Here is a 24,082-nt window from a genome sequence, read left to right on the forward strand (position 1 = left end):
GACTTGCCCGCCCAACTCGCCGCCCGGCCTGCTTCCCGCCGTACGCGGCGCAGCAGGCCGGGGGAACAGCGGGCGCGGCACACGCGATCATGTGCCACATGATCAACACATCCCGGCGCACTCTGCTGACTGCCCTCGCGGCCTCCGCCGCCTCCGTTCCGCTCACCGGTCTGGCCACGGCTCCGGCGCGCGCCGCCGGCTCGGCCGTGTCCGTGCAGCCCTTCGCGGCGCCGGCCGGTCCGGCCCCGGCCCGTTTCTCCGTGACGATGCCCCCGCTGGACGCCTCCTACTTCACCTCCGTGACACTGAGCACCCCGCTCACCCCCGCCGTGCTGCCGGGTACCCCGGCCCGTACCGAGGTCACCTCCGGCGGCAGACGCGTCGCGCTGCTGACCCACGGCGCGCGGACCGTCGTACTGCCGGGTCCGCAGCGTACGTTCAGCGAGAACAAGCGGCCCTTCGCGGACGACTTCCGGCGCACGCTGCCGGACCTGTCGCTGCCGGCCGCGGAGCGGCAGTACTGGGGTACCTCCCCGGGCGGCGGCAGCTGGTCCACCCTCGGGCCCGCCGGCACCGACTACTCGGTGGTGCCGGGTACCGGCGTCATCGCCCTGACCACCGAGAACGCCAGCCGTCACGCCAGCCTGCGCGACGACGAGATCACCGACGTCGATGTGCGCTCCGTGGCCGGTTTCGACAAGGTGCCGACCGGTCAGGCGTGCTCGTACGCGCTGTCCTTCGGCTATCAGGACACCCACAACAACTACCGGGCCCGGCTGTCCTTCCTCACCACGGGCGCGGTCGAACTGCGCGTCGAGAAGGAGGTCGCCGACACGGTCACCCAGCTGACGTCGGCCCTGACACTCGCCACGGGCGTGCCCGCGGGCACCGAATGGACGATCAGGGTGCGCCGGGAGGGCCCCCGCGTCCAGGTCAAGGCGTGGCGTTCGGCGTCGGCGGAACCCTCCGCGTGGGCCGTCGACGTCAGTGACTCCACCTTCACCAAGGGCCGGGTGGGCCTGCGGGCACTGGCCAACACCGGCTGCACCAACCTGCCGGTCAAGCTCTCCGTCAGCCGCTTCCAGGTGGATGCCGCGAACTGGAACGTCCCGCCGGGCGTCACTCACGGCGACTGGGTGCGTGTGCTGCCCCAGCCCTTCGACGGTACGTGGAACGACGAGGTGGAGCGGAGCATACGCGGCTGGGCCGGTTCCACGGCTCCGGACGTCCTCGCGTACGCCGCGATGTTCCTCGGCGGGGCGCCCGCGGTGACGGCCGGAGCGGGGCCGGCCCAGGGGAAGCAGGTGCTGGGCGAGGCCGGGTACGGGTATCTGAATCCTCAGGGCTACCGCTACGAGGGCGCCGACTTCCACGAGTACACGGGCATCGGCTGGACCTTCGACGACGGCGCCTACACCGGGCCGTCCAGCAAGCAGGCCGGCAATCTCGACTGCTCCGGCTACACCCGCATGGTGTACGGCTACCACATGGGCGTGCCGCTGGCCGCGGGCGAGGACACCTCCGGGCTGCGGATTCCCCGCAAGTCCCGGCACATGGCCGACTACTCGCCCGGTGTGCGCGTCGACCGGACCAACGGCACCAATCCGCCCGCCGCGGCGCAGCTGCAACCCGGCGACCTGGTGCTGTTCAACGCCGACTCCGGTGACGACAGCACGACGGCCACCGTCGACCACGTCGGCATCTACCTGGGCGAGGACGCCGCCGGCAAGCGGCGCTTCTTCTCCAGCCGCAAGACCGTCAACGGGCCCACCATGGCCGATCTCGGCGGTGCCTCCGTGCTGGACGGCACGGGCACCTACGCCAGGACTCTGCACACGGTCCACCGCCTCTGACACCACGCCGCAGGAGCCCGGTTCCGGCGGTGCTGCGCGCCCGCTCGGGCGCGTACCCGCCGGAACGGCGGTGCTCAGCGGGCCAGGCGCCCCAGCAGGGAACCGGCGGCGACGATGCCGACCAGTGCCGCGACAGCGAGGACCGCGAAGTCCAGGGGCAGGTGGGCGTGGGTGCCGATGAGGAGGCCGCGCAGGGCGTCGACCTGGTAGCTCAGCGGGTTCACCCTGCTGATGACCTGGAGCCAGCCGGGCATCAGGGCGACCGGGTAGAGCGCGTTGGAGGCGAAGAAGAGCGGCATCGTGATGGCCTGGCCGATGCCCATCAGCCGGTCGCGGGTGAGGACGATCCCGGCGATCGTCATCGACAGGCAGGAGAAGAACGCCGAGGCGAGCACGACCACCGCCACGACGCCGAGCAGCCGCAGCGGGTTCCACGTCATGCCCACGCCCAGCAGGGCGGCGATCAGTATCACGACCGCGGCCTGGATCAGCGCCTTCACCCCGGCGGCGAAGGCCTTGCCCGTCACCAGGGCGGTGCGGGGCGTGGGGGTGACCATGAGTTTGGTGAGGACGCCGGAGTCCCGCTCCCAGATGATCATGATGCCGTAGAAGATCGCGATGAACATGGCGGACTGGGCGATGATGCCGGGCGCGAGGAAGTCGAGGTACGGGACGCCTCCGGTGGGGATGGCGTGGATGCGGGAGAAGGTCTCGCCGAAGATCAGGAGCCAGAGGGCGGGCTGGACGGCTCGGGTGTAGATCTCGGTGCGGTCGTGGAGCAGCTTCTGGAGTTCGACCGTGCACATCGCGGCCACTCTCGCCGGTACGACGCGCCAGCCGGTGCGGGGCGGCGGCGGCGACAGCAGCAGCGCGAAGCGCCGGTCGGGCGGGCCGGACTCAGCCGAGACGGGATGCGGTGCGACGGGTACGGCGGACATCTCGGAACGCTCCCTTCCCTTCGTCGGAACCGGAGCCGGAACCGGAACCGGAACCGGAGCCGGGGTCGTTCAGTCCGCGTCCGGAGTGGTGGCGGAAGACGTCCTCCAGGGAGGGCGGCGGCAGGCCCGTTTCGCCCGACTCCCGGCGGTGGGCGACGAGTTCGTCCTTCAGTTCGGCGGGGGTGCCGAGCGCGCGGAGCCTGCCGAGGTGCATCAGCGCGAGCCGGTCGCAGCGCTGGTCGGCCTCGTCCATGGAGTGCGTCGTGACCAGCACGGTCATGCCGGTGCCGGTCCGTATCTCGTTGATGCGGTCCCAGACGCTGTCCCGCGCGATCGGGTCGAGGCCGATGGTCGGCTCGTCCAGGATCATCAGCCGGGGCGCGCTGACCAGGGCCTGCGCGAGTTCGAGGCGGCGGACCATGCCGCCGGAGTACGTGGCGGCGAGCCGGTGCGCGACCTCACCGAGCCCGACCGCGTCCAGCGCCTGGGAGACCCGCGCGGCGCGCTGGCGACGCGGCACGTCGAAGACGCGGGCGAAGAGCTGGACGTTCTCCCGGCCGGTCAGGCTCGCGTCGGCCGACAACTGCTGCGGTACGTAGCCGAGCAGGCGCCGTACCGCCATCTTCTGCCGGGCCGCGTCGTGGCCGAACACCTCGATGACGCCGGGCGCCACGGGCAGGAGTGTGGTGATCGCGCGCATGGTGGTGGTCTTGCCCGCGCCGTTGGGCCCCAGGAGCCCGAACACCTCCCCCGGGCCGACCAGCAGGTCCAGGCCGTCGACGGCCTTCGCGTCGCCGAAGCTGTAGCTCAGGCCGGTGCAGTTGAGGGCGGGTGCCTGCGGCGTCTGCGGGCCCTCGGGGGGTGTCGGCGTGGTCATGGGGTCGTCTCCTCCCCTTCTCGCAGTGACTCGGCGAGTCTGCGCAGCGACGGGAGCGCGGCGGTCAGCGCCTCCCGCTCGGCCGCATCGAGTCTCGCCACGTGTTCACGGAAGAGCGCGTCGCGCCGCGCACCCCACTCGCGCATCCTCCCGATGCCCGCGGCGGTCGGGTACAGCAGCGCGGCGCGCCCGTCACCGGGGTCCGTGTCCCGCCGCAACAGCCCTTCCGCGACGAGGCGGTTGACCAGGGTGCTGACCGAGTTGGCCGCGAGGCAGAGGTCGCGCGCGGCGGCCGAGACCCGGATGCCGGGCTCGGCGACGACGAGCCGGAGCAGTTCGGCGTGCGCGCCCCGCAGCCGCGGACCGCTCAGGCCGCTCCACAGCCTTCGCCGGGCGAGCCGCTGGATACGGAGCAGGAGTCCGGCGAGCTCATCGGACAGATCAGCCGCCGCCATCTGTCCATTTTAGCTCTGTTTGCGAGGTATCACACATGCGGGAGGCCCGGCAGGCGCAAGGGGCAGAGGGCAGGCGCAAGGGGCAGAGGGCAGCCGCAAGGGGCAGAGGGCTCAGCGCCTCACCCCCCTACGGGGAGGGGGCGGGGCCGAGGGGGCCGGAGCGGTCCGCGAACCGCTCCCCGCACCGGCTGCAGAACACCGGCTCCGGGTCCTGCGAGAGCCGGCCGCACGCGGGGCAGACCCGGTCCAGCATGCAGGGCGCCTCGCCGCCCTCGTACGCCGGCGGGGACACCGCGGCCGAGGACCTGACGGACAGGCCGGGGCGGCGGCGGTGGACGGTCACGTACGCCAGCCCCTCCGGCCCCGCCGCGAGAGCGCGGCGGGAGGTGCGGGGCAGCCAGAGGACGGTGGTCGGGGTCAGCCGCAGCACGCCGCCCCCGACGGCCACCCGGCCGCTGCCCGCGACGACGACGAGGAGGACGTCCAGGACGTCCTCCTGATGCTCACCGACCTCCGCGCCCGGCGGGAGGCGCACCAGATTCGCGTCCAACTCCCGCCCCTGCTCGGCCAGTTGCCACAGCGCGCCGCGATCGTCGGGGGCGGCGGCGGTCAGCAGCTCGTCGAGTACGGCCAGTACCCGGGGTACGGAATTCACAGCGCCCAGGCTACGCCCGCCCTACGCTGGCCCCTTTGCCCGCCGAACCGAGGGAGCTCCGCGCCATGGACCGCAGACCCGACGAGAAGTACCCGCCGGTCGAACCGTACGAGCACGGCATGCTCGATGTCGGCGAAGGCAACCTCGTGTACTGGGAGGTGTGCGGCAACCCGGAGGGCAGACCCGCACTCGTCGTGCACGGCGGCCCCGGCTCGGGGTGCACGGAGCGGCCCCGGCAGTACTTCGACCCGGACCGCTACCGCGTCGTCCTCTTCGACCAGCGGGGCTGCGGCCGTTCCACCCCGCACGCGAGCGACCCGGCCGCCGACCTGCGGTACAACACGACCGACCGGCTGATCGCCGACATGGAGCGGCTGCGCCGCCACCTCGGGATCGACCAGTGGCTCCTGTACGGCGGTTCCTGGGGCTCGACGCTGATCCTCGCGTACGCCGAGCAGTACCCCGAACGGGTCTCCGAGATCGTCATCGCGGCCGTCACGACGACCCGGCGCTCCGAGATCGACTGGCTGTACCGGGGCGCCGGGCAGATCTTCCCCGAGGCGTGGGAGCTGTTCCGGGCCGGTGTGCCGGAGGCCGGGAGCGACGTCACGGCGGATGTCCTCGCCGCGTACGCCCGGCGGATGGAGAGCCCCGACGCCGGGGTGCGGGAGAAGGCGACGGCCGACTGGTGCGCCTGGGAGGACGCGGTGCTCTCCCAGGAGGCGTACACCGGACCGCCGCCGTACAGCGGGCGCCCCGGCCGGGCCCGGCAGGCGCTGGTGCGGATCTGCTCGCACTACTTCTCCCACGGCGCCTGGCTGGAGGAGGGGCAGCTGATCCGGGACGCGGGGCGGCTGGCCGGGATCCCGGGTGTGCTGGTGCACGGGCGGTTCGACCTGGGCGGGCCGCTGATCACCGCGTGGGAGCTGGCGAAGGCGTGGCCGGACGCGGAACTGACCGTGATCGACGGCGCGGGGCATCTGGGCGGTCCGGCGACGAGCCGGGCGGTGCTGGCCGCCCTGGACCGGTTTGCCCGGCGGTGAACGGAAGCGGAATTCACCCCGCGCCCGGACGGCACGCACAGGGGGAGGGCCGAGTCGCCGCCGCGGCATGGCAAGCCGAGCCTCCACTGCGTGCGCGGTAGCAGTCGTACCCCCCACTGGTCCCGGCATGACCATCTGTCACCGAGCGCAGCACTGAGAACCATCAGTCCCGCACGATCCTTGGGGTACGACGTGAGAGCGAAGAAGAGAATCTGGGTCACGGCCGCCGTGGCCACCTCCGCCGTGGCAGGCGTCCTGGTCTTCGAGGGGGTGACGGGCAACCCCTCGGTGCCCGCCGACGCCAAGTCCGGCCCGGCCAGGGCCGATGTGCGCGCGACCGCACCGAAGGTCGCCGGTGACGGCACCGTGTACCTGAAGTAGCCGTCCGCACAAGGCGTTCGGGCCGGCCGTTCGCCCGACGCCCCTGCCCCACACTCCCGCCGGGGCAGGGGTCGTTCCGGGCCGCTCCCGAAGCCACTCGCTCTTGCTTCGAGCGGACTCGAAGGCGTTGGCTTGGTGCCCATGGAGTACACGCAGCTCGGACGCACCGGACTCAAGGTCAGCCGCCTCGTCCTCGGCACCATGAACTTCGGCCCGCAGACCGATGAGGCCGACAGCCACGCCATCATGGACGCGGCGCTGGACACCGGTCTGAACTTCTTCGACACCGCGAACGTCTACGGCTGGGGCGAGAACAAGGGCCGCACCGAGGAGATCATCGGCACCTGGTTCGCCCAGGGCGGTGAACGGCGCGACAAGGTGGTCCTGGCCACCAAGATGTACGGGAACATGGCCGCCGACGGCGAAGCCTGGCCCAACCACGACAAGCTCTCCGCCGTGAACATCCGGCGCTCGGTCGAGGCGTCGCTGAAGCGGCTCCAGACCGACTACATCGACCTCTACCAGTTCCACCACGTCGACCGGAACACCCCCTTCGAGGAGATCTGGCAGGCGATCGACGTCCTGGTCCAGCAGGGCAAGATCCTCTACGCGGGTTCGTCGAACTTCGCCGGTTACAAGATCGCCCAGGCCAATGAGCTGGCCGCCCGGCGCGGCTCGCTGGGCCTGGTCAGCGAGCAGTGCATCTACAACCTGATGGAGCGCCGCGCCGAGATGGAGGTCATCCCGGCCGCGCAGGAGTACGGCCTCGGTGTCATCCCGTGGTCCCCGCTGCACGGCGGCCTGCTGGGCGGTGTGCTGAAGAAGGAGCGCGCGGGGACGGCGGGGCGTTCGGCCTCCGGCCGCAGCGCGGACGCGCTGAAGGACTCGGCGCAGCGCGAGAAGATCCAGGCGTACGAGGACCTGCTCGACAAGCACGGCCTGGAGCCGGGCGAGGTCGGCCTGGCGTGGCTGCTCGCGCGGCCGGGGGTGACGGGGCCGATCGTCGGACCGCGCAACCAGGAGCAGCTGGACTCGGCGCTGCGGGCGCTGGAGCTCGACCTCTCCGCGGAGTTGCTGGCGTCGCTCGACGAGATCTTCCCGGGTCCGGGGCCGTCGCCTGAGGCGTTCGCCTGGTGAGCGGGGTCTGACCCCTCTTCACGGGCCGCCGCGTACCGGCCGGAGCCGAGCGGATCCCGCATCGGGTCCGCACCCCACCTCACGGGCCGCCGTCGCCCCGTCGTCCCCCGCACCTCGGGGGGCGCGGGTGACGGCGGCCCGTCCCGTACCCGCCTCAGCGCGGGGCTTCAGCACAAAGCTCCTCGGCGCAGGGCTCCTCGGCGCAGGGCTCCTCGGCACGGAGCTCCTCGGCGCGGGGCTCCTCGGCGCGGGGCTTCAGCGCGGGGCTTCGAGTTCCTTCAGCGTCTCCCCGAGCCAGCTCAGCTCCGTCTCACTCGTCGCGCGGGCGATCCGCAGCAGCCCCCGCCGGAACGGGTCCTCGAACGCCTCGGCACCGAGCGGCCGCTCGCCCTCGTAGAAGAAGCTGCTCGGCTCCTCCAGGAACGCGAGCCGGCGCCGCAGCACCTCCGCCTGCTCGGCCGGGGCCGCCAGATGACGGAGGAAGGCGAGGACGGTGAACCAGCGGTTCTCGTCACTGATGTCCACGTCGCCGGCCTCCCGCAGCCGGCGCCGCAGCTCCGCACGGCCCTGCTCGGTCAGGGTCAGGGTGTGGCGGGGGGCGGCCCTGCTGCCCGGCTCGGTCCGCCGCTCCAGCCATCCGGCACGCTCCAGGCGTTTGATCGCCGGGTAGAGCGTGCCGTCCGCGATGGGGCGGACATGCCCGGTGAGGTGGGCGACGCGGCGCTTCAGCTCGTAGCCGTGCAGCGGCTGCTCGTACAGAAATCCCAGGATGGCCAGTTCCAGCATGGGAGCATCATCCCCGATCACGTTATACCTCGAAGACGATGTATAGTCTCACCGAGGTAATGACCGGTGGTGCGGCGACGAGGAGGAGACATGCAGAACGCTCAGGTGACGGCCGACGGCGCGCGCATCCGGTGGGTGGAGCTTCCGGGCCGCCCCGGCGCGTCCCGCACCCGGGTCTACCTGCACGGGCTCGGGGCCTCGTCCGGCCCGTACTTCACCGCGAGCGCCGCGCATCCCCTGCTGGCCGACGGCCGGTCACTGCTCATGGACCTGCTCGGCTTCGGGATCAGCGACCGCCCCACGGCGTTCGGCTACACCCTGGAGGAGCACGCCGACACGGTGGCGGCGGCGATGGGGGCCGCCGGGGCGCACGGGGCGGACGTGGTCGCGCACAGCATGGGCGGCGCGGTGGCCGTCGTACTCGCGGCCCGCCACCCCCGGCTGGTGGCCCGGCTGGTGCTCGTCGACGCCGATCTGGACCCGGTCGCCCCCGGTCCGGCGCGGCCGGGCAGCAGCGGCATCGCCGCGTACACGGAGGAGGAGTTCCTGGCCGGCGGCCGGGAGGAAGTGCGCGACCGGGTGGGACCCCACTGGTGGTCGACCATGCGCCTCGCGGGCCCCGAGGCACTGCACCGCAGCGCCGTGCAGCTCGCCCGGGGAACGACACCGACGATGCGCGAACTCCTGCTGGACCTGAGGATTCCGCGTACCTGTCTGCGGCCCCTGGACAACGGGCCGCTGCCCGGCGAGGACGCGCTCCTCGCGGGCGGGGTGCGGGTCGTGGCTGTCCCGGAGTGCGGGCACAACATCATGCTGGACAACCCGGAGGCGTTCGCCAGAGAGACGGCACTGGCCGTCGCCGCCTGACGGGAGGGGTGCGCGGCTGGACAGGCGGGCGCGACGGGCGCGACGGGCGCAGGGTCGCGCTCACGGGTCGGTTCGTACCGCCAGGTGCCGGTCCCGTCGCCGGACGGCGCGGGGCGGCCGCGGCCGCGGGACGGGGAGCGGAAGGGCGCAGCGGCCGCCCACGGCACGGCCGCCGGCGGCGGCCGTCACTGACCGACGGCGGCTGCCACGGCGACGACGACGAACATCAGCACGAGCACGACCGCCATGATGCGGTTTCTGGTCTTCGGATCCACCCTTCGAGCGTAACCGCCGGTCTCAGTGGCCCAGCGACCAGGATCCGATCACCTCGTACCGCGGCTGCTCCCCCACCATCCCGGAAACGGGCAGGTTGCTGCGTACGAGGGCGACCTCGCCGACCTCCCACGGAGTGCCCTCGAAGTCTTCGAGGGCCGCGACGTAGGGGCGCAGGTCGGTCTCGGTGCGGCTGCGGGCCAGGGTGAGGTGCGCGCTGTAGCGGCGGTGCCGGTCCATCGGGACGCCGGAGCGGCGGGCGGCGGCGTCCGCGCGTTCGGCGAGGAGCCGCACGGTGTCGAGTGCGCCCGCGGCCCCCACCCACAGCGCCCGCCCGCCGAACCGGCCGCCACCGCGGAGGCGCAGCGGGAAGGGCTCGGTGCGGTGGGCCGCCCGTGCGAGGCGCGCACACAGCTCGGGCAGCAGTTCCTCGTCCACGGAGCCGAGGAACGCGAGCGTGAAGTGCCGGCCGGACGTACCGGTCCAGCGCAGATTCCCGGCACCGGGCAGCGCGTGCAGCGGGGCGACGGCACGGCCCAGTTCCTGGAGGACGGGGTCGGGCGGCAGAACGGCGACAAAGAGTCTGAGGCTGCTCATGGGCCGAGTGTCGCACCGTGTCCCGCCGTAACGGCGCGTCCCGGCCTCCGTGCGTATCGTTTTACTCTGCACCCCGCGGCACACGGCACGGCCCCGACCGGTGTTCACCGGTCGGGGCCGTGCCGTGCGCCGCGGGTGGCCCTCAGGCCGCCGTGGCCAGTTCCTCGCGCGGGACGAACCGCACGTGCGGGCGGCCCGGTCGGAGGTCGACCCGGAGGCGGAGGCCGCCGACGCGGGCCAGCATGAGGCCGACACCGACCGCGGCGACCAGCGAGAACGCTCCGCCGACCGCCATGCCCGTACGGACCCCGTAGGCGTCGCTGATCCAGCCGACGATCGGGGCGCCCACCGGCGTACCGCCGGCGAAGACCATCATGTACAGGCTCATGACCCGGCCGCGCATCGCCGGGTCGGCGGCCATCTGGACGCTCGTGTTCGCGCTGATGTTGGTCGTCAGGCCGATCATGCCGATGGGGACCAGCAGGATCGCGAAGAGCCAGACGGACGGCGACAGGGACGCGATGATCTCCAGCAGGCCGAACGCCGTGCCCGCGGCCACCAGCATCCGCAGCCGCGAGGAACGGCGGCGGGCGGCGAGCAGGGCCCCCGCGAGGGAACCGGCCGCCATGAGGATGTTGAAGAACGAGTACATCCCGGCGCCGCCGTGGAAGATCTCGTCCGCGAAGGCCGTGAGCCAGATCGGGAAGTTGAAACCGAACGTGCCGACGAAGCCGACCAGGACGATCGGCCAGATCAGCTCGGGGCGGCCGGAGACGTAGCGCAGTCCCTCCCGCAGCTGCCCCTTGGCGCGTGGCACGACGGTGGCCTTGTGCAGCTCGCTCGTACGCATCAGCATCAGGCCGACGAGCGGGGCCGCGAAGGACAGGCCGTTGAACATGAACGCCCAGCCGCTGCCGACCGTGGTGATCAGGACCCCGGCGACCGCGGGGCCGATGAGGCGGGCGGACTGGAAGTTCGCCGAGTTGAGGCTGACCGCGTTCCGCAGCTGGTCGGGACCGACCATCTCCGAGACGAACGACTGGCGGGCCGGGTTGTCGACGACCGTCACCATGCCGAGCAGGAACGCGATGAGGTAGACGTGCCACACCTGGACGACACCGGAGAGCGTGAGCACCGCGAGGGCGATCCCGCACAGGCCGAGCGCCGCCTGGCTGACGAGGAGAAGCTTCCGCTTCGGGAGACGGTCGGCGATGACGCCGCCGTACAGGCCGAAGAGAAGCATCGGAAGAAACTGGAGGGCCGTGGTGATACCGACGGCGGCGGCGGAACCGGTGAGGCTCAGGACGAGCCAGTCCTGCGTGATGCGGGACATCCAGGTACCGGTGTTGGAGATCACGGCGCCCGTGGCGAACAGGCGGTAGTTGCGGATCTTCAGCGACGAGAAGGTCCCGCCGGGCTTGCTCTCGTGGGTGGAAGTCGGTGCGGGGGCGGAGTCTGCTCCGGATCCCGTACTCAAAAGGGTTCGCCTCCTCGGGCGGATGGATTGCGCTGGCTGACGGGGATGCGGCGGGGCGGGCGGTGCGCCGGCTGTGTCCCGGCGCGGCCGGCCCCGCTACAGGTGGGCGAGCTTCTCCAGCACGGGCGCCGCCTTGCGCAGCGTCTCCCACTCGTCCTCGTCCAGGCCCTCGGCGAGGGTGGCCAGCCAGGCGTTCCGCTTCGAGCGGCTCTCTTCGAGCATGGCTTCCGCCCGCTCGGTCTGGCTGACCATCTTCTGACGACGGTCATCGGGGTGCGGTTCCAGTCTGACCAGCCCCTTCGCCTCCAGCAGCGCGACGATGCGCGTCATCGACGGAGGCTGCACATGCTCCTTGCGGGCCAGCTCACCGGGCGTGGCCGAGCCGCAGCGGGCGAGCGTGCCGAGCACCGACATCTCGGTGGGGCTCAGCGACTCGTCGACGCGCTGGTGCTTGAGGCGTCGGCCGAGCAGCATCACGGCTGAGCGGAGGGAGCTCACGGCGGCCGCACTGTCGCCGTCGTGGATCAGGTCAGGCATGTTTATTAGCGTAACTCATTACCTACCCTAAAGACCATTCGTGTTACACGCGCGCACCGCAGATTGCCCAATCGATCACCCGAACGAGTGAGTCGGATCCGGAAAGTAACGCGAACCGGCTTCCCGGGCCGTAACCCTGCTTGCCATGGGATCGACTGTGCTCAGCCTGCGGATAGACGGTGAGCTGCTCGACCGGCTCCGGCAGCATGCCGCCAAACGCGGAATGAGCGTCCAGGACTATGTCGTCCGGACGCTCATTCGCGATGACTTCGACGAGCGCTTCAAGGCGGCCGTCGACGAGACGGAGAAGTTCTACGGTTCGGAGGGGGCCGCGGGGGTCGGGGCGGAAGAGGTCACCTGAGCCCCCGGGCGGCCGCAGCGGTCGCCCGAGACCTCGGGCCGGAAGCGGTCACGCGGGACCTCCGGGCGGCAGCGGTCAGGTGAGGCCGAGGGCCGGCATCGCGTAGTAGAAGACGAAGACCGCCGACACCACGTACATCGCCACCGGCACCTCGCGCCAGCGCCCGGCCGCGACCCGCAGCACCGAGAAGGCGATGAAGCCCATCCCGATGCCGTTGGTGATCGAGTACGTGAACGGCATCATCACCATGGCCAGGAAGGCCGGGATGGAGAGCGTGTAGTCGCTCCAGTCGATGTCCCGCACCGAACCCGAGATGATCAGGAAGCCGACCGCCAGCAGCGCCGGGGTGGCCGCCTGCGACGGGACCATGGTCGCCAGCGGGGTGAGGAACAGCGCCACCGTGAACAGCAGACCCGTCACGACGCTCGCCAGGCCGGTACGGGCGCCCTCGCCGACACCTGCCGTGGACTCCACGAAGCAGGTCGAGGCGGAGGAGGAGCTCGCGCCGCCCGCGGCGACCGCGATGCCGTCGACGAACAGCACCTTGTTGATGCCGGGGAAGTTGCCGTCCTTGTCCGTCAGCTTCGCCTCGTCGCCGACACCGAGGATGGTGCCCATCGCGTCGAAGAAGCAGGACAGCAGCACGGTGAAGACGAACAGGATGCCGGTGAGGATGCCGACCTTGTGGAAGCCGCCGAACAGGCTGACCTGACCGACCAGTCCGAAGTCCGGGGTGGCCACCGGGTTGCCCGGCCACTGCGGGACGGTCAGCCCCCACGCCCCGGCCGGCAGATCGGCGATCGCGTTGATGATCAGCGCGACGACCGTCATCGAGACGATGGAGATCAGGATCGCGCCCGGCACCTTGCGGACGATCAGCGCGAGGGTGAGCAGCGTGCCGAGGATGAAGATCAGGACGGGCCAGCCGAGCAGGTGACCGCCGTCGAGGACGCCGCCGAGCTTGAGCGGGACGGTGGTCTGCGCCTTGTCCACGTAGCGCGAGACGAAGCCCGAGTCGACCAGGCCGATCAGCAGGATGAAGAGGCCGATACCGATCGCGATGCCCTTGCGCAGCGACTTCGGCACGGCGCTCATCACGCGTTCCCGCAGCCCGGTCGCGACCAGCAGCATCACCACGATGCCCGCGAGGACGACCATGCCCATCGCGTCCGGCCAGGTCATCCTGGGGGCGAGCTGGAGCGCGACGACGGTGTTGACACCGAGACCGGCGGCCAGCGCGATCGGCACATTGCCGATGACGCCCATGAGCAGGGTGGTGAACGCGGCGGTCAGCACGGTGGCGGTGACCAGCTGGCCACCGTCGAGGTGGTGACCGTACATGTCCTTGCCGCTACCGAGGATGATCGGGTTCAGCACGATGATGTACGCCATCGCGAAGAACGTGGCGAATCCGCCGCGGATTTCGCGCGCAACCGACGACCCCCGCTCGGAGATCTTGAAGAAGCGGTCCAGGCCGTTCTGCGGCTGGGGAGCCGGGGACTGGACGGAATCGACCGGAGCGGTGGCCGAGGGGGACATGTATGACCTCAGTCGTACGTAGAGGGGGTTAAAAGTGGTCAGCTTTGGACTTTCAGACGAATAATTCGAGACAGTCGTAAGCAGATTCAGTATGAATACATAAGGCGAAGATCGCTATCTCCGCGCGTAGACCCATGGGCCACCCGGCCGGACGGCCTTTATGTATGCCGTCTTTACGGGCTACGGGAGGGGGCCGCAGGGGGCCCCATACACTGAGGTCATGGCGAAGTGGACACCGAAGCACGAGGCACCCGAGCCCCTGGAGGGGCCCGTCGTCGCCACCATCACGGGCGGCACGATCCTCTGGTTCGTCCTCTTCCTGGTCCAGCTCCCGTTCTACGGCTGGTTCGACGACCACGGGTACGCGTGGTGGGTGTGGACCTGTCTGGCCGGTGCGGGGCTCGGCCTGATCGGCATCTGGTACGTACGGGGACGGGACGCGGCGATCAAGCGCGCGGCTGCGTCCGCCGCCGAGGAGGGGTCGGCCGGAGCCCCCGTGCCCGGCACCGGGACGGACGGCAAGGGCTCTTCGGACACCCCCGCGTAACGCGTTCCGGCCACCGGGGGCGTCCACCACCCCCACCATCGTCCCGGCCGCCCCGGCGTAGTTCCGGCTGCCCCGGCGTGTCCACCGTCCCCCGGCGTCCGCCGCCCCGGCCTCAGGGTCTCCGTCCACCCGCAGGACCATTACCCCCCGTTTCCCCTCCTCCCCCGGTCTGATCTTCGGACCCCCGATGGGTGATTCGGACGATCCACCCGTACCGTCGGAACCATGACGCAGCGGGCACCCCATGACTACGGCGAGCAGACCCCCGAGGCCTCCGCCTCCGCCGACCGACCCGGGCCGGGCATGATCGACGCCGGGTCCGAGCTCGACCCGGTCCATCCGGTGAAGCTGCCGGCCCTGCCCGTGAACACCCGTGGGCTGACCGCGGCCGAGGTGGCCGAGCGGATCGCCCGGGGCGAGGTCAACGACGTACCCGTCCGCTCGTCCCGCTCCCTCCGCGAGATCGTCCGCGCCAACGTCTTCACCCGGTTCAACCTGATCATCGGCGTGCTCTGGCTGATCATGCTGTTCGTCGCGCCGATCCAGGACGGCCTCTTCGGCTTCGTGATCATCGCCAACACCGGCATCGGCATCGTCCAGGAGTGGCGCGCCAAGAAGACCCTGGACAGCCTCGCGGTCATCGGCGAGGCCAAACCCACGGTGCGGCGCGACGGGGTGTCGGCCGAGATCTCCACCTCCGAGATCGTCCTCGGGGACCTCGTCGAGCTGGGCCCCGGCGACAAGGTCGTCGTGGACGGCACGGTCGCCGAGGCCGACAGCCTGGAGATCGACGAGTCGCTGCTCACCGGCGAGGCCGACCCGGTGCTGAAGCATCCCGGCGACCCCGTGATGTCCGGCAGCTTCGTCGTCGCGGGCGGCGGCTCGTTCGCCGCCACCAAGGTCGGCCGCGAAGCCTACGCCGCGCAGCTCGCCGAGGAGGCGTCCCGCTTCACCCTCGTCCAGTCCGAGCTGCGCACCGGCATCTCCACCATCCTCAAGTACGTCACCTGGATGATGGTGCCGACCGCGATCGGCCTGATCATCAGCCAGCTCGTCGTCAAGGACAACAACTTCAAGGAGTCGGTCGCCCGGACCGTCGGCGGCATCGTGCCGATGATTCCGGAAGGACTGGTGCTGCTCACCTCGGTCGCCTTCGCGATCGGGGTCGTACGGCTCGGCCGCAAGCAGTGCCTGGTCCAGGAGCTCCCCGCCATCGAGGGCCTGGCCCGGGTCGACGTCGTCTGCCTGGACAAGACCGGCACCCTCACCGAGGGCGGCATGGACGTCACCGAGGTACGGACGCTCGGCGGCGCGGACGACGCGTACGTGCAGCGCGTGCTGGGTGCCCTCGGCGCCTCCGACCCACGGCCCAACGCGAGCCTGCAGGCCATCGTCGACGCCTACCCGGACGGCGAGGAGTGGCGGTGCACGCAGGCGCTGCCGTTCTCCTCGGCCCGCAAGTACAGCGGCGCCGCGTTCGACGAGGGCGGCGGCCGGCAGTCGGCATGGCTGCTCGGCGCCCCCGACGTGCTGCTCCCCGAGCGGGACCCGGCGCTCACCGAAATCGAGCAGCTCAACGAGCAGGGGCTTCGGGTGCTGCTGCTGGCCCGCGCGCAGGGCGGGCTCGAAGGGCCGGACATCGCCACCGGGGCCGTACCCAGCGCGCTGGTCGTCCTGGAACAGCGGCTGCGGCCCGACGCCGGGGAGACGCTGGCCTACTTCGCCGACCAGCGGGTGACCGCGAAGGTCATCTCCGGCGACAACGCGGTCTCCGTCGGCGCGGTCGCCGGAAAGCTCGGCATGCCGGGCGCCGGGAACACCCTGGACGCCCGCCGGCTGCCCACCGACCCGGACGACATGGCCACGGCCATGGAGGAGAACGCGGTCTTCGGCCGGGTCACCCCGCAGCAGAAGCGGGACATGGTCGGCGCGCTCCAGTCCCGCGGCCACACCGTCGCGATGACCGGCGACGGCGTCAACGACGTACTGGCGCTGAAGGACGCCGACATCGGCGTCGCCATGGGGTCGGGCTCCGAGGCGACCCGGGCCGTCGCCCAGATCGTGCTGCTCAACAACAGCTTCGCGACGCTGCCGTCCGTCGTCGCCGAGGGCCGCCGGGTGATCGGCAACATCACCCGGGTCGCCACCCTGTTCCTGACCAAGACCGTCTACTCCGTGCTGCTGGCGGTCCTGGTGGTCTGCTTCCAGGTCGACTACCCGTTCCTGCCGCGCCACCTGACCCTGCTGTCGACGCTGACGATCGGCATCCCGGCGTTCTTCCTGGCCCTCGCGCCCAACAAGGAACGGGCCCATCCGCACTTCGTGCGCCGCGTCATGCGGTACGCGATCCCCTCGGGCACCATCGCGGCCGTCGCCACCTTCGTGACGTATCTGATCGCCCGGAGCCACTACTCCGGTGCGGGCGCGCTGGACGCGGAGACCAGCGCGGCCACGCTCACGCTGTTCCTGGTCTCGATGTGGGTCCTGGCGATCATCGCCCGCCCGTACACCTGGTGGCGGATCTGCCTGGTGGTGGCGATGGGGCTGGCGTTCCTGATCGTGCTGGTGGTGCCGTGGCTGCAGAACTTCTTCGCGCTCAAGCTGGTGGGAGCGGTGATGCCGTGGACCGCGGTGGCGATCGCGGTGGTGGCGGCGGCCGGCCTGGAGTACGCCTGGCGGCTGGTCAGCCGCCGCTTCCCGGTCTAGGCCCCCGCGCCCGCGGGCGGCTTCACGTCGTCACCTGACGTCGACGAAGTCGCCCGCGGTCGTAACGGCCGGGGTGGTGGACGTACCGGCGAAGCTGTAGCGCCAGTAACCGTCGGCCGCCGCCTTGACCGTCGTCTTCAGGTTGCCGGTGCTGTTCGTCCTGACCGTCTTGACCGTGGTGTACGTGGAGCCGTTCTTCTTTCGGAACTGGAGCTTCACCGGCTGCCCGGTGTAGCCGTGGTACGCGTGGTCCTCCCAGTTCGCCCGGGACAGTTTCCCGGTGACCGTGATCGTCTTGCCCTTCTTCACCGGCTCCGGGGCGGCGTTCACCGTCAGCTTCGACAGCCGCTGCACCCGCGCGGTGGTGTACGAGTCGTAGGACGTGAGGCCGCCGTCCTTGGCGGACGCACCCGCGAGGACGTGCCAGGAGCCCGCCACCTTGTTCCAGCGCAGGTCGACCTTCGGGTCGATCGTGAGGGTGAGCGTGCAGGTGGCGGTGGTGGCGCTCGTGTTCTTGCAGGTCGCGCCCCCTTCGGGCACCAAAGCACCGTCCATGCCCTCGTCCGGGTCGGTCCCGTGCCACAGGAGCACCCAGCCGTCGGCGATGCCAGAGGCGTGCGAGGCGGTGACCGAGAGGGTGATCGTCTTCGGGGCCGTCGTCCCCAGGACGATGTCCTTGCCGCCGTTGACCAGGACCTCGGAGAGAACGGGCTCCGCCGTGGCGGCGGGCTTCCCGGTCCCGCCCGCGGGGGCCGCCGACGCGGGCAGGGCGGTCAGGGCGGTCAGGGCGAGAGCACCGGAAACAGCGGCAACTGCACGGATACGCATGTGTTCCTCCAGTCTGTTGGCTCGCCCGACTCGACGAACCGGCGATACGGGATGCGAACGGGCCGCGCCCGGGAGGACGGCGGGAGCCGTCCCCGGACACGGCCCGGAAAGGTGCGCGATGGTGCGTGTCTCGCGAAAGAACTACTTCACGTCGACGAAGTCGCCCGCGGTCGTGACGGCCGGGGTGGTGGACGTACCGGCGAAGCTGTAGCGCCAGTAACCGTCGACCGACGCCTTGACCGTCGTCTTCAGGTTGCCGGTGCTGTTCGTCTTGACCGTCTTGACCGTGGTGTACGTGGAGCTGCTCTTCTTGCGGAACTGGAGCTTCACCGGCTGCCCGGTGTAGCCCTGGTACTTGAAGGTCTCCCAGTTGGCCCGCGAGAGCTTTCCGGTGACCGTGATCGTCTTGCCCTTCTTCACGGGCTCCGGGGCGGCGTTGACCGTCAGCTTCGACAGCCGCTGCACCCGCGCGGTGCTGTGGAAGTCGGTGTAGGCGACGTCGGTGTAGTTGCCCGCGAGGGCGCCCGCGGCGACGTGCCAGGTACCGGCCAGGGAGTTCTTGTACAGGTCGTAGCGCGGGTAGATGGTGAACGTCAGCTTGCAGGTGGAGGTCGTCGCGTTGACCTTGGTGCACTTGGCCGTGTCCTCGTTCGGCAGGATGGCCCCGTCGATCGTGTTCTCCGAAGACGGGTCCGTGCCGTGCCACAGGTCGGCGTAGGCGTCGACGACACCGGCCGGGTGCGACGCGGTGACCGAGACGGAGATCGTCTTCGCGGCCGTGGTGCCCAGGACGATGTTCTTGCCGCCGTTGACGACGACCTTGGAGATGACGGGTTCCGCGGTGGCGGCGCGGGAGGCCGCGGCGGCCTTCGAGGACCCCTTGGCGGCGGTGCCGAAGACCTCGGCGGCCGACGTCGGCTTGTGCAGGTTCGCAGCAGAGTGGTCGCCCGCGTGGGCGGCCGGAACGGCCAGAGCGGTCAGGGCCAGGGCGCCGGAAACGGCTGCGACAGTGGCACGAATACGCATGTGTTTTCCCCAGTGGAGAAAGGGCCCCGCGAGTACGTGGTGCGACCCGTGCGGGGCTCGTTCGGTCTGTGAGTCTGCTGACTCGACAGACCAGACCCTCCACACATGTGAAGGGTTGTACACCAAACCGAACTTCTTGCGAAGATCCTTCCGCGGCGCTCGGAAGATCCTTGCCTCAGCGCTCGGAAGATCCCCCTCGGCGCTCATGGGGCCCTTGGGTGTTCGTGGGGCCCTCGGGTGTTCGTGGGGCCCTCGGCGCTCGTGGGGGCCCTTGGGCGCCCCGCCTCAGTCGAACCAGCGGTCCCGGGCCAGTTCGGCCGTGCGGGACGGGTCCTCCAGCAGCGCCGCGACCTCGAAACGGCGCGGCCACTGCCCCGCCGCCCAGGCCAGGCCCGCCGCGACACCCTCCAGCGTGGCGGCGTGCACGGTCCCGTCGGGGGTGCGGCGCCAGTCCAGTTCGACGCCGCCCGCGCGCAGTTCGCCGTGCTCGATGTACGTGTCCGGGGTTCCGGCGCCGAGGAGGACCCGTACCGCATCCGGTACCCGGTGCTCCTCGCCCTCCGTCGTCACCTCCGCCGCCACGGTCTCGCCGAGCCGCCGCACCTGGAACAGCTCGGCCAGATCGGCCGCGCGCGTCGGGGCGACCGGGAGCAGCGGGAGACCGGCGGTGAGCGGCAGCAGATCCGGGGCGTCCGCGATCACCGCGTCCGCCGCGTCGACGACCCGGACCTCGCCGTCGACCACGGCCCGCAGCTCGTCGGGCAGCGTCACCTGTTCGGGGTCGAGATCGGCCAGCGCCGTGTACAGGGAGTGCAGTTGTACGGGGCCGACCTCACGGTCCTCGTCCGCGAGCCGGGCCAGGAGTTCGGCGGCGCCGCCGGGCTCGTCGAGCAGGGCGGCCACGGAGGTCCGTACGCCGAGGGCGCGCAGCACCTGGGCGTCGTCGAACCCGGTCGCGTCGGCGGAGTCGTACAGTCCGGCCAGCCGCGGGTCGCCGGAGGCCGCCCGCAGACCGGCCGGCCGGCGGCCGTCGAGCACGGGGTGGTCGCGCAGCCACCAGGCCGTGTACGGACGGACGGACCGGGTCGTGCCGTCGGGCAGCAGCACCCGCACCGGCTGGGTCAGCGCGTCGCGCAGCGGCGGCCGGGCGAGCAGGGCGAGCGCCTGCGGCCAGGCGTCGTCGTCGACGAGGTCCAGGTCGCGGACGGCGACGAGTTCGGTGGCGACCGGCGGCACGGGAGTGTCGGGCAGCTGGTCGAGGACGTCCTCGCACCACACGTCCACGGCGTCGAGCAGACCCGCGTCGTCGGGCTCGGCGAAGTCGCCCTCGCGGGGGTCCAGTTCGTCCGGGTCCAGGACGACGTCGGCGGCCCGGACGAGGGCGAAGGTGGCGAGCACACCGCAGGCGGTGAGCGGCTGCTCGCCCCAGCGTTCGGTCAGCTCCTGGTCGCAGAGCGCGAGTTCGCCCTCCCGCATGACGGCCGCGAACGGGCTGCCGGGCAGCACGAGTTCACTGGCGGGGGCCGGTTCGCCGTCCTCGTCGGGCAGGGCGAGCGCGCCGAGCCAGGGCTCGTCGCCGGGGGCCAGCTCGGCGTCCCGTACGAGGGTGAGGACGGTCTCGGCGAGCTCGTCGGCGTCCAGCGCGTCCTCGTCCCAGATCTCGCCCGCGTCCAGCGATCCGGCGACGGCGGCCCGCACCTGCGGGGTCGCCAGCACGGCGCGCGGGGTGGCGGGCAGGGCGCCCAGCTTCTCCAGCAGCGGATGGGCGGCGTCCGGGTGCGCGACCTTGAGCCCGAGCCGGGCGAGCCGGTCCAGGACGGGGCCGGTGAGCGCGTCGGGGAGCGGAAGGAGGACCTGGCGGGGGCCGATGGTGGTGCGGGGGGCGGCCGGCGCCCCGGCGTCCGGCGCCTCCGGCGTCCCGGCCAGCGGGACGGGCAGGCCGGAGAGGCGGTCCGGGTCGGTGCCGGACAGGCTGTCGTACAGCCGCCGCCACCAGCCGGGGTCGCGCTCCAGCCCGGCGAGCCGGTCGATCGCCTCGGTCAGCGGGACGCGGGCGACGCCGAGCGTGCGCAGTTCGCTGCGGCGCTCCAGCCCGGCGGGCAGCAGGCACGGCAGGACCTCGGCGAGCACCCGTACGGTCTCGGCGCCGACGCCCTCCAGCACCTCGGCCTCGATGGGGCGCAGCGCGGTGGTGGCCGCCTCGCGGATGCCGTCCGCCGCGTCCCAGGTGTCCCACCGGTCCGCTTCAGCGGCTGCGTCGCGCGGGGCGGCGGGCGCCAGGAACGCGACGCGCGGCAGCCGCGCCAGGATCGCGCCGCGCAGGGCGCCGTCCAGTTCGCCCTTGCCGAGCGGCCCGGGGACGAGGTCGATGGTGTCGACCGCCGTCGGCTGCCAGCCGGCGAGCAGTTCGGCGTACGCCTCGGCCGCGCGCTGCACCAGGAAGTCGGTGAGCGGGCCGGGCGCGGGGTGGCGGCGGGCGGTGTCGAGCGGCAGCGACGCGATGAGCAGCGCGGGGATGCCGAGGGGTTCGTCGGTGGGGGTCGGCGCGTGGACGACGGGGGCGGTGCGGGGGCGTACCGGGGCGCCCTCCGCGTCCACGGGGACCGCCCAGGTGACCGACCAGTGCGGGCGCAGCCGTTCCTCGCGGGGCCGGTCGACGAGCAGGGCGGGCTCGACGGGGCCGTGGTGGGTGACGGTGCGCCAGCGGTGCGTGCCGTGTGCGGAGTCCTCGACGTGGGTGTACGGGCCGTGCTGCGAGCGGCGCAGCGTCCGTACGGCGTCCTGGGTCTCGATCACGATCTCGTCGAGGCCGCGCAGGGTGAGCAGGAGCGCGTCGTCGACCGCGTCGAGCAGCCGGAGCACGAGGTCCTCGGCGCCGCCGTCGCGCAGCGGGAGGACGACGACGGTGTCGTACCCGTCGGGTGCGGTGCCCTCGGCGGGCAGCGGGAGCCGCAGCAGCGGTACGTGGCCGTCGCGGCGGCGGAGCTCGTCACCGAGTCCGGGGCTGGCGACGGCCGTGCGGGCGGCGAGGTCGCGGGCCTCGGCGAGGGACCAGCGGACGCCGCCGTGCCGGCCGACGACGGCGGGCTCGTCGCTCACCGCGAGCACCGCGGCGAACCCGACGCCGAACCGGCCGACGGCTCCCTCGTGCCCCTCCCGCTTGGCGGAGGCGCGCAGGGTGGAGAGCGACTCCACGCCGGTGGCGTCGAGGGCGGCACCGGTGTTGGCGGCGGCGAGTACGGCGGGGGCGTCCGCGGTCGCCGGGTGAAGGGTGAGGCGGAGCCGGCCGGGGACCTGGGCGCGGGCGGCGGCGTCGGCGGCGTTCTGGGCCAGCTCGACGACGAGGCGGTCGCGGTAGCCGCCGAGTGCGAGGTCCTCCTCGGCGTTGGCGTCCTCACGGAACCTGGCGGGGCCGGCGCCCCAGGAGTCGAGCACGCCGCGTCGCATCCGTGCGGTCCCGAACGGATCGGCCCCCTCGGTCGCATTCATGCTCACGCTCTGACTCCGCTCTTTCCGGTTACGCGTTGCCCGTGCCGCCAGTGTGCGCTTGAAGGTACCGGGTCCTCTCGCCGGGCGGGGCGCCGTGTCTGCGGGGTCGCCCGCGGCAAGGCCGGATTCTGTCGCACCGCACACTGCCGCCCCGGCCGCGTCCTCGACGCCGGACGGTCCGGGGCATGCCGGACAGAGCCTGTCCGGCGATCGGGGAAAACGGCTCACCGGCCGGACCCGCAGGCCCGCAGGCGCACCCAGGACGTGCCGAGCGTGGGCCCCCGGGCGCACGCACCCCGGGGCCGCGCCCCGCACATGAAAACGAAGCGGTTCGCGGGTGAGGCGGCAGGCTCACCCAGGACGTACCCCCGGTCGCCCCGCACGCTCACCCAGGACGTGCCGGGACCAACCCCGGCAGGCGCCGGGCGGCGGGCCCGTCAGGAGTGGCCGAGGTCCTCCGTCGGGGCGTCCGGCTCCACCGGTACCGAGCCGGAGTCCCGCGCCGGCCGCAGCGGATACTCGTCCACCTGCATCGTGTCGAGCGCATGCGGCGCCGGCTTCGGCGGCTTCGGCATCACCGCCGCCTCCGAATGCCCACCGCACCCGTACGACAGCGACACCACATGGCCGTCCGCCGGACCGAACTCGTTCGCGCACACCCCGAACGCCTGCTTCAGCGAACCCGCCAACGGCACCAGGAACGCGCACGTGACGCACGACGCCGGAGCCGCCTGGGCCATCGGCGTCTTCGCGCCGAACCCCTCGTCCCACCGGTCGGCCGCCGTATGCAGCCCGTACCGCGACAGCACCCGCGCCCGCCGCATGCCGAGCTCCTCCGCGACCGCCGCGATCGAGCCCCGGTCCGTCGTCGCGGGACGCGTCGTCAGCTCCGCGTCCTCCACGTCGACGATGTCGGCCATCTCCTCCGACATCTCGGAGACCGCGGAGTTCGGCGGCGGCTCCTCCTCGCCGGTGTAGCCGGGCTCCAGGCGGAGGTCGTCCGCCTCGGTGGGCAGCAGATCGCCGGGCCCCATGTCCCCGGGGCGCAGCCGCTCGCTCCACGGCACCCACTCGGGGGCGAGGAGCGCGTCACCGCCGGGCAGCAGAACCGTCTCGTCCAGGGTGATGTTCTTCGCGCGGGACGCCCGCGCGACCGTCACCGCCCAGCGCCAGCCCCGGTAACCGGGCTCCTGGCACTCGAAGAAATGCGTGACGACCCGGTCGCCCTCGGAGACCAGGCCCGCATGCTCACCGACGACCCCCGGTGCGGCTGCCTCCTCGGCCGCCGCGCGTGCGAGGTCTACCGCCTCGGCGCACAGACGGTCGGGGACAGGGGTACGGGCCGTACGGCTTCGCGTCGTCGCAGCACTCACAGGTCTCGCTTCTCTCCTACGCCAGTCTCACGAGCGCGCCAGCACATCCATCGATTTCGGCCATGACGGGTGCGGGCGGAGCGGACCTGGGGGCCGCGTCGACGTCCACACCCGTTGTGCCTGCCTCGGGCGCACCTTCTGCCATCCATTCTGCGGGATCGCCGATAGGCGCGCGGCCGAGAACAACCGCCGGTGGCGCGCTACGCACGCTACCCTCTCCGCCGCTCCCCGCCCACCTGCCCGTCCGGAACAGGGTCGTATCCGGGGTCGCGCTCCCGTGCGAAGACCGTCTCGCGGCCCGTGCGATCACCGGCCGGTTCAAGCCGGTCGGGCCGGT

At 72.0% G+C, this 24,082-nt stretch carries 21 protein-coding genes; 8 read left to right on the top strand and 13 right to left on the bottom strand.

Annotated elements, in window-relative coordinates; translation table 11 throughout:
- Positions 1–98 precede the first annotated feature (98 nt).
- Entirely contained in the window at positions 99–1,853 is a 1,755-nt protein-coding gene (locus ACFVT1_RS02420; RefSeq protein ID WP_389791761.1) for an NlpC/P60 family protein, read from the top strand.
- A gap of 74 nt (positions 1,854–1,927) precedes the next feature.
- On the opposite strand, the gene ACFVT1_RS02425 is transcribed toward ACFVT1_RS02420, so the two are convergent.
- The 4 genes from ACFVT1_RS02425 to ACFVT1_RS02440 all read right to left on the bottom strand — a co-directional run bounded on the left by ACFVT1_RS02425 (position 1,928) and on the right by ACFVT1_RS02440 (position 4,778).
- On the bottom strand, positions 1,928–2,791 hold the full coding sequence (locus ACFVT1_RS02425; RefSeq protein ID WP_389791763.1) for an ABC transporter permease: 864 nt from the start codon (positions 2,789–2,791) through the stop codon (positions 1,928–1,930).
- On the bottom strand, positions 2,751–3,668 hold the full coding sequence (locus ACFVT1_RS02430) for an ABC transporter ATP-binding protein (protein ID WP_389791765.1): 918 nt from the start codon (positions 3,666–3,668) through the stop codon (positions 2,751–2,753). Before ACFVT1_RS02430 ends, ACFVT1_RS02425 begins: the two co-directional genes overlap by 41 nt.
- Complete coding sequence (locus ACFVT1_RS02435) at positions 3,665–4,123, bottom strand: MarR family winged helix-turn-helix transcriptional regulator (RefSeq protein WP_389791767.1); 459 nt, start codon at positions 4,121–4,123, stop codon at positions 3,665–3,667. The genes ACFVT1_RS02430 and ACFVT1_RS02435 overlap by 4 nt, the downstream gene beginning before the upstream one ends.
- A gap of 127 nt (positions 4,124–4,250) precedes the next feature.
- Positions 4,251–4,778: a hypothetical protein gene (locus tag ACFVT1_RS02440; protein ID WP_389791769.1), complete on the bottom strand. Its 528-nt coding sequence runs from the start codon at positions 4,776–4,778 to the stop codon at positions 4,251–4,253.
- Between the two features lie 65 nt (positions 4,779–4,843).
- On the opposite strand from ACFVT1_RS02440, the gene pip reads away from it, so the two are divergent.
- The 3 genes from pip to ACFVT1_RS02455 all read left to right on the top strand — a co-directional run bounded on the left by pip (position 4,844) and on the right by ACFVT1_RS02455 (position 7,339).
- Entirely contained in the window at positions 4,844–5,821 is a 978-nt protein-coding gene (pip, locus tag ACFVT1_RS02445) for a prolyl aminopeptidase (protein ID WP_389791770.1), read from the top strand.
- Between the two features lie 192 nt (positions 5,822–6,013).
- Positions 6,014–6,202, top strand: coding sequence for a hypothetical protein (locus tag ACFVT1_RS02450; RefSeq protein ID WP_389791772.1), 189 nt, complete (start codon positions 6,014–6,016; stop codon positions 6,200–6,202).
- Positions 6,203–6,343: 141 nt separating this feature from the next.
- Complete coding sequence (locus ACFVT1_RS02455) at positions 6,344–7,339, top strand: aldo/keto reductase (RefSeq protein ID WP_389791774.1); 996 nt, start codon at positions 6,344–6,346, stop codon at positions 7,337–7,339.
- A 255-nt stretch (positions 7,340–7,594) separates the two neighbouring features.
- On the opposite strand, the gene ACFVT1_RS02460 is transcribed toward ACFVT1_RS02455, so the two are convergent.
- Positions 7,595–8,125, bottom strand: coding sequence for a PadR family transcriptional regulator (locus ACFVT1_RS02460; RefSeq protein ID WP_389791776.1), 531 nt, complete (start codon positions 8,123–8,125; stop codon positions 7,595–7,597).
- Positions 8,126–8,215: 90 nt separating this feature from the next.
- Here ACFVT1_RS02460 and ACFVT1_RS02465 point away from each other — a divergent pair, with 90 nt between their 5' ends.
- Positions 8,216–8,992 (top strand): alpha/beta fold hydrolase, encoded by a 777-nt coding sequence (locus tag ACFVT1_RS02465; RefSeq protein ID WP_389791778.1) that lies wholly within the window; start codon positions 8,216–8,218, stop codon positions 8,990–8,992.
- 297 nt (positions 8,993–9,289) lie between these two features.
- Here ACFVT1_RS02465 and thpR read toward each other — a convergent pair whose 3' ends face one another.
- The 3 genes from thpR to ACFVT1_RS02480 all read right to left on the bottom strand — a co-directional run bounded on the left by thpR (position 9,290) and on the right by ACFVT1_RS02480 (position 11,876).
- Complete coding sequence (thpR, locus tag ACFVT1_RS02470) at positions 9,290–9,862, bottom strand: RNA 2',3'-cyclic phosphodiesterase (RefSeq protein WP_389791780.1); 573 nt, start codon at positions 9,860–9,862, stop codon at positions 9,290–9,292.
- A 142-nt stretch (positions 9,863–10,004) separates the two neighbouring features.
- Positions 10,005–11,339 (bottom strand): MFS transporter, encoded by a 1,335-nt coding sequence (locus ACFVT1_RS02475; RefSeq protein ID WP_389791782.1) that lies wholly within the window; start codon positions 11,337–11,339, stop codon positions 10,005–10,007.
- 96 nt (positions 11,340–11,435) lie between these two features.
- On the bottom strand, positions 11,436–11,876 hold the full coding sequence (locus ACFVT1_RS02480; protein ID WP_362195299.1) for a MarR family transcriptional regulator: 441 nt from the start codon (positions 11,874–11,876) through the stop codon (positions 11,436–11,438).
- A 145-nt stretch (positions 11,877–12,021) separates the two neighbouring features.
- On the opposite strand from ACFVT1_RS02480, the gene ACFVT1_RS02485 reads away from it, so the two are divergent.
- Positions 12,022–12,237, top strand: a complete 216-nt coding sequence (locus ACFVT1_RS02485) for a ribbon-helix-helix protein, CopG family (RefSeq protein WP_362195296.1) — start codon at positions 12,022–12,024, stop codon at positions 12,235–12,237.
- 75 nt (positions 12,238–12,312) lie between these two features.
- On the opposite strand, the gene ACFVT1_RS02490 is transcribed toward ACFVT1_RS02485, so the two are convergent.
- Positions 12,313–13,776 (bottom strand): NCS2 family permease, encoded by a 1,464-nt coding sequence (locus ACFVT1_RS02490; protein ID WP_389791784.1) that lies wholly within the window; start codon positions 13,774–13,776, stop codon positions 12,313–12,315.
- Between the two features lie 220 nt (positions 13,777–13,996).
- On the opposite strand from ACFVT1_RS02490, the gene ACFVT1_RS02495 reads away from it, so the two are divergent.
- Together ACFVT1_RS02495 and ACFVT1_RS02500 are read left to right on the top strand one after the other, a co-directional pair.
- Positions 13,997–14,323 (top strand): DUF2530 domain-containing protein, encoded by a 327-nt coding sequence (locus ACFVT1_RS02495; RefSeq protein ID WP_389791786.1) that lies wholly within the window; start codon positions 13,997–13,999, stop codon positions 14,321–14,323.
- Between the two features lie 225 nt (positions 14,324–14,548).
- Positions 14,549–17,029, top strand: a complete 2,481-nt coding sequence (locus tag ACFVT1_RS02500) for an HAD-IC family P-type ATPase (protein ID WP_389791788.1) — start codon at positions 14,549–14,551, stop codon at positions 17,027–17,029.
- A gap of 30 nt (positions 17,030–17,059) precedes the next feature.
- Here the strand turns inward: ACFVT1_RS02500 and ACFVT1_RS02505 are convergent, their stop codons facing one another.
- From ACFVT1_RS02505 to ACFVT1_RS02520, 4 genes are all read right to left on the bottom strand, one after another.
- Complete coding sequence (locus tag ACFVT1_RS02505; protein WP_389791790.1) at positions 17,060–17,857, bottom strand: DUF5707 domain-containing protein; 798 nt, start codon at positions 17,855–17,857, stop codon at positions 17,060–17,062.
- A 141-nt stretch (positions 17,858–17,998) separates the two neighbouring features.
- Complete coding sequence (locus tag ACFVT1_RS02510; protein WP_389791792.1) at positions 17,999–18,883, bottom strand: DUF5707 domain-containing protein; 885 nt, start codon at positions 18,881–18,883, stop codon at positions 17,999–18,001.
- 285 nt (positions 18,884–19,168) lie between these two features.
- Positions 19,169–22,372, bottom strand: a complete 3,204-nt coding sequence (locus tag ACFVT1_RS02515; protein ID WP_389792235.1) for a sacsin N-terminal ATP-binding-like domain-containing protein — start codon at positions 22,370–22,372, stop codon at positions 19,169–19,171.
- A 437-nt stretch (positions 22,373–22,809) separates the two neighbouring features.
- Entirely contained in the window at positions 22,810–23,745 is a 936-nt protein-coding gene (locus ACFVT1_RS02520; protein ID WP_389791793.1) for a DUF3027 domain-containing protein, read from the bottom strand.
- Between the last annotated feature and the right edge of the window lie 337 nt (positions 23,746–24,082).

This window comes from Streptomyces sp. NPDC057963, from assembly GCF_042887155.1.
Lineage (GTDB): Bacteria > Actinomycetota > Actinomycetes > Streptomycetales > Streptomycetaceae > Streptomyces.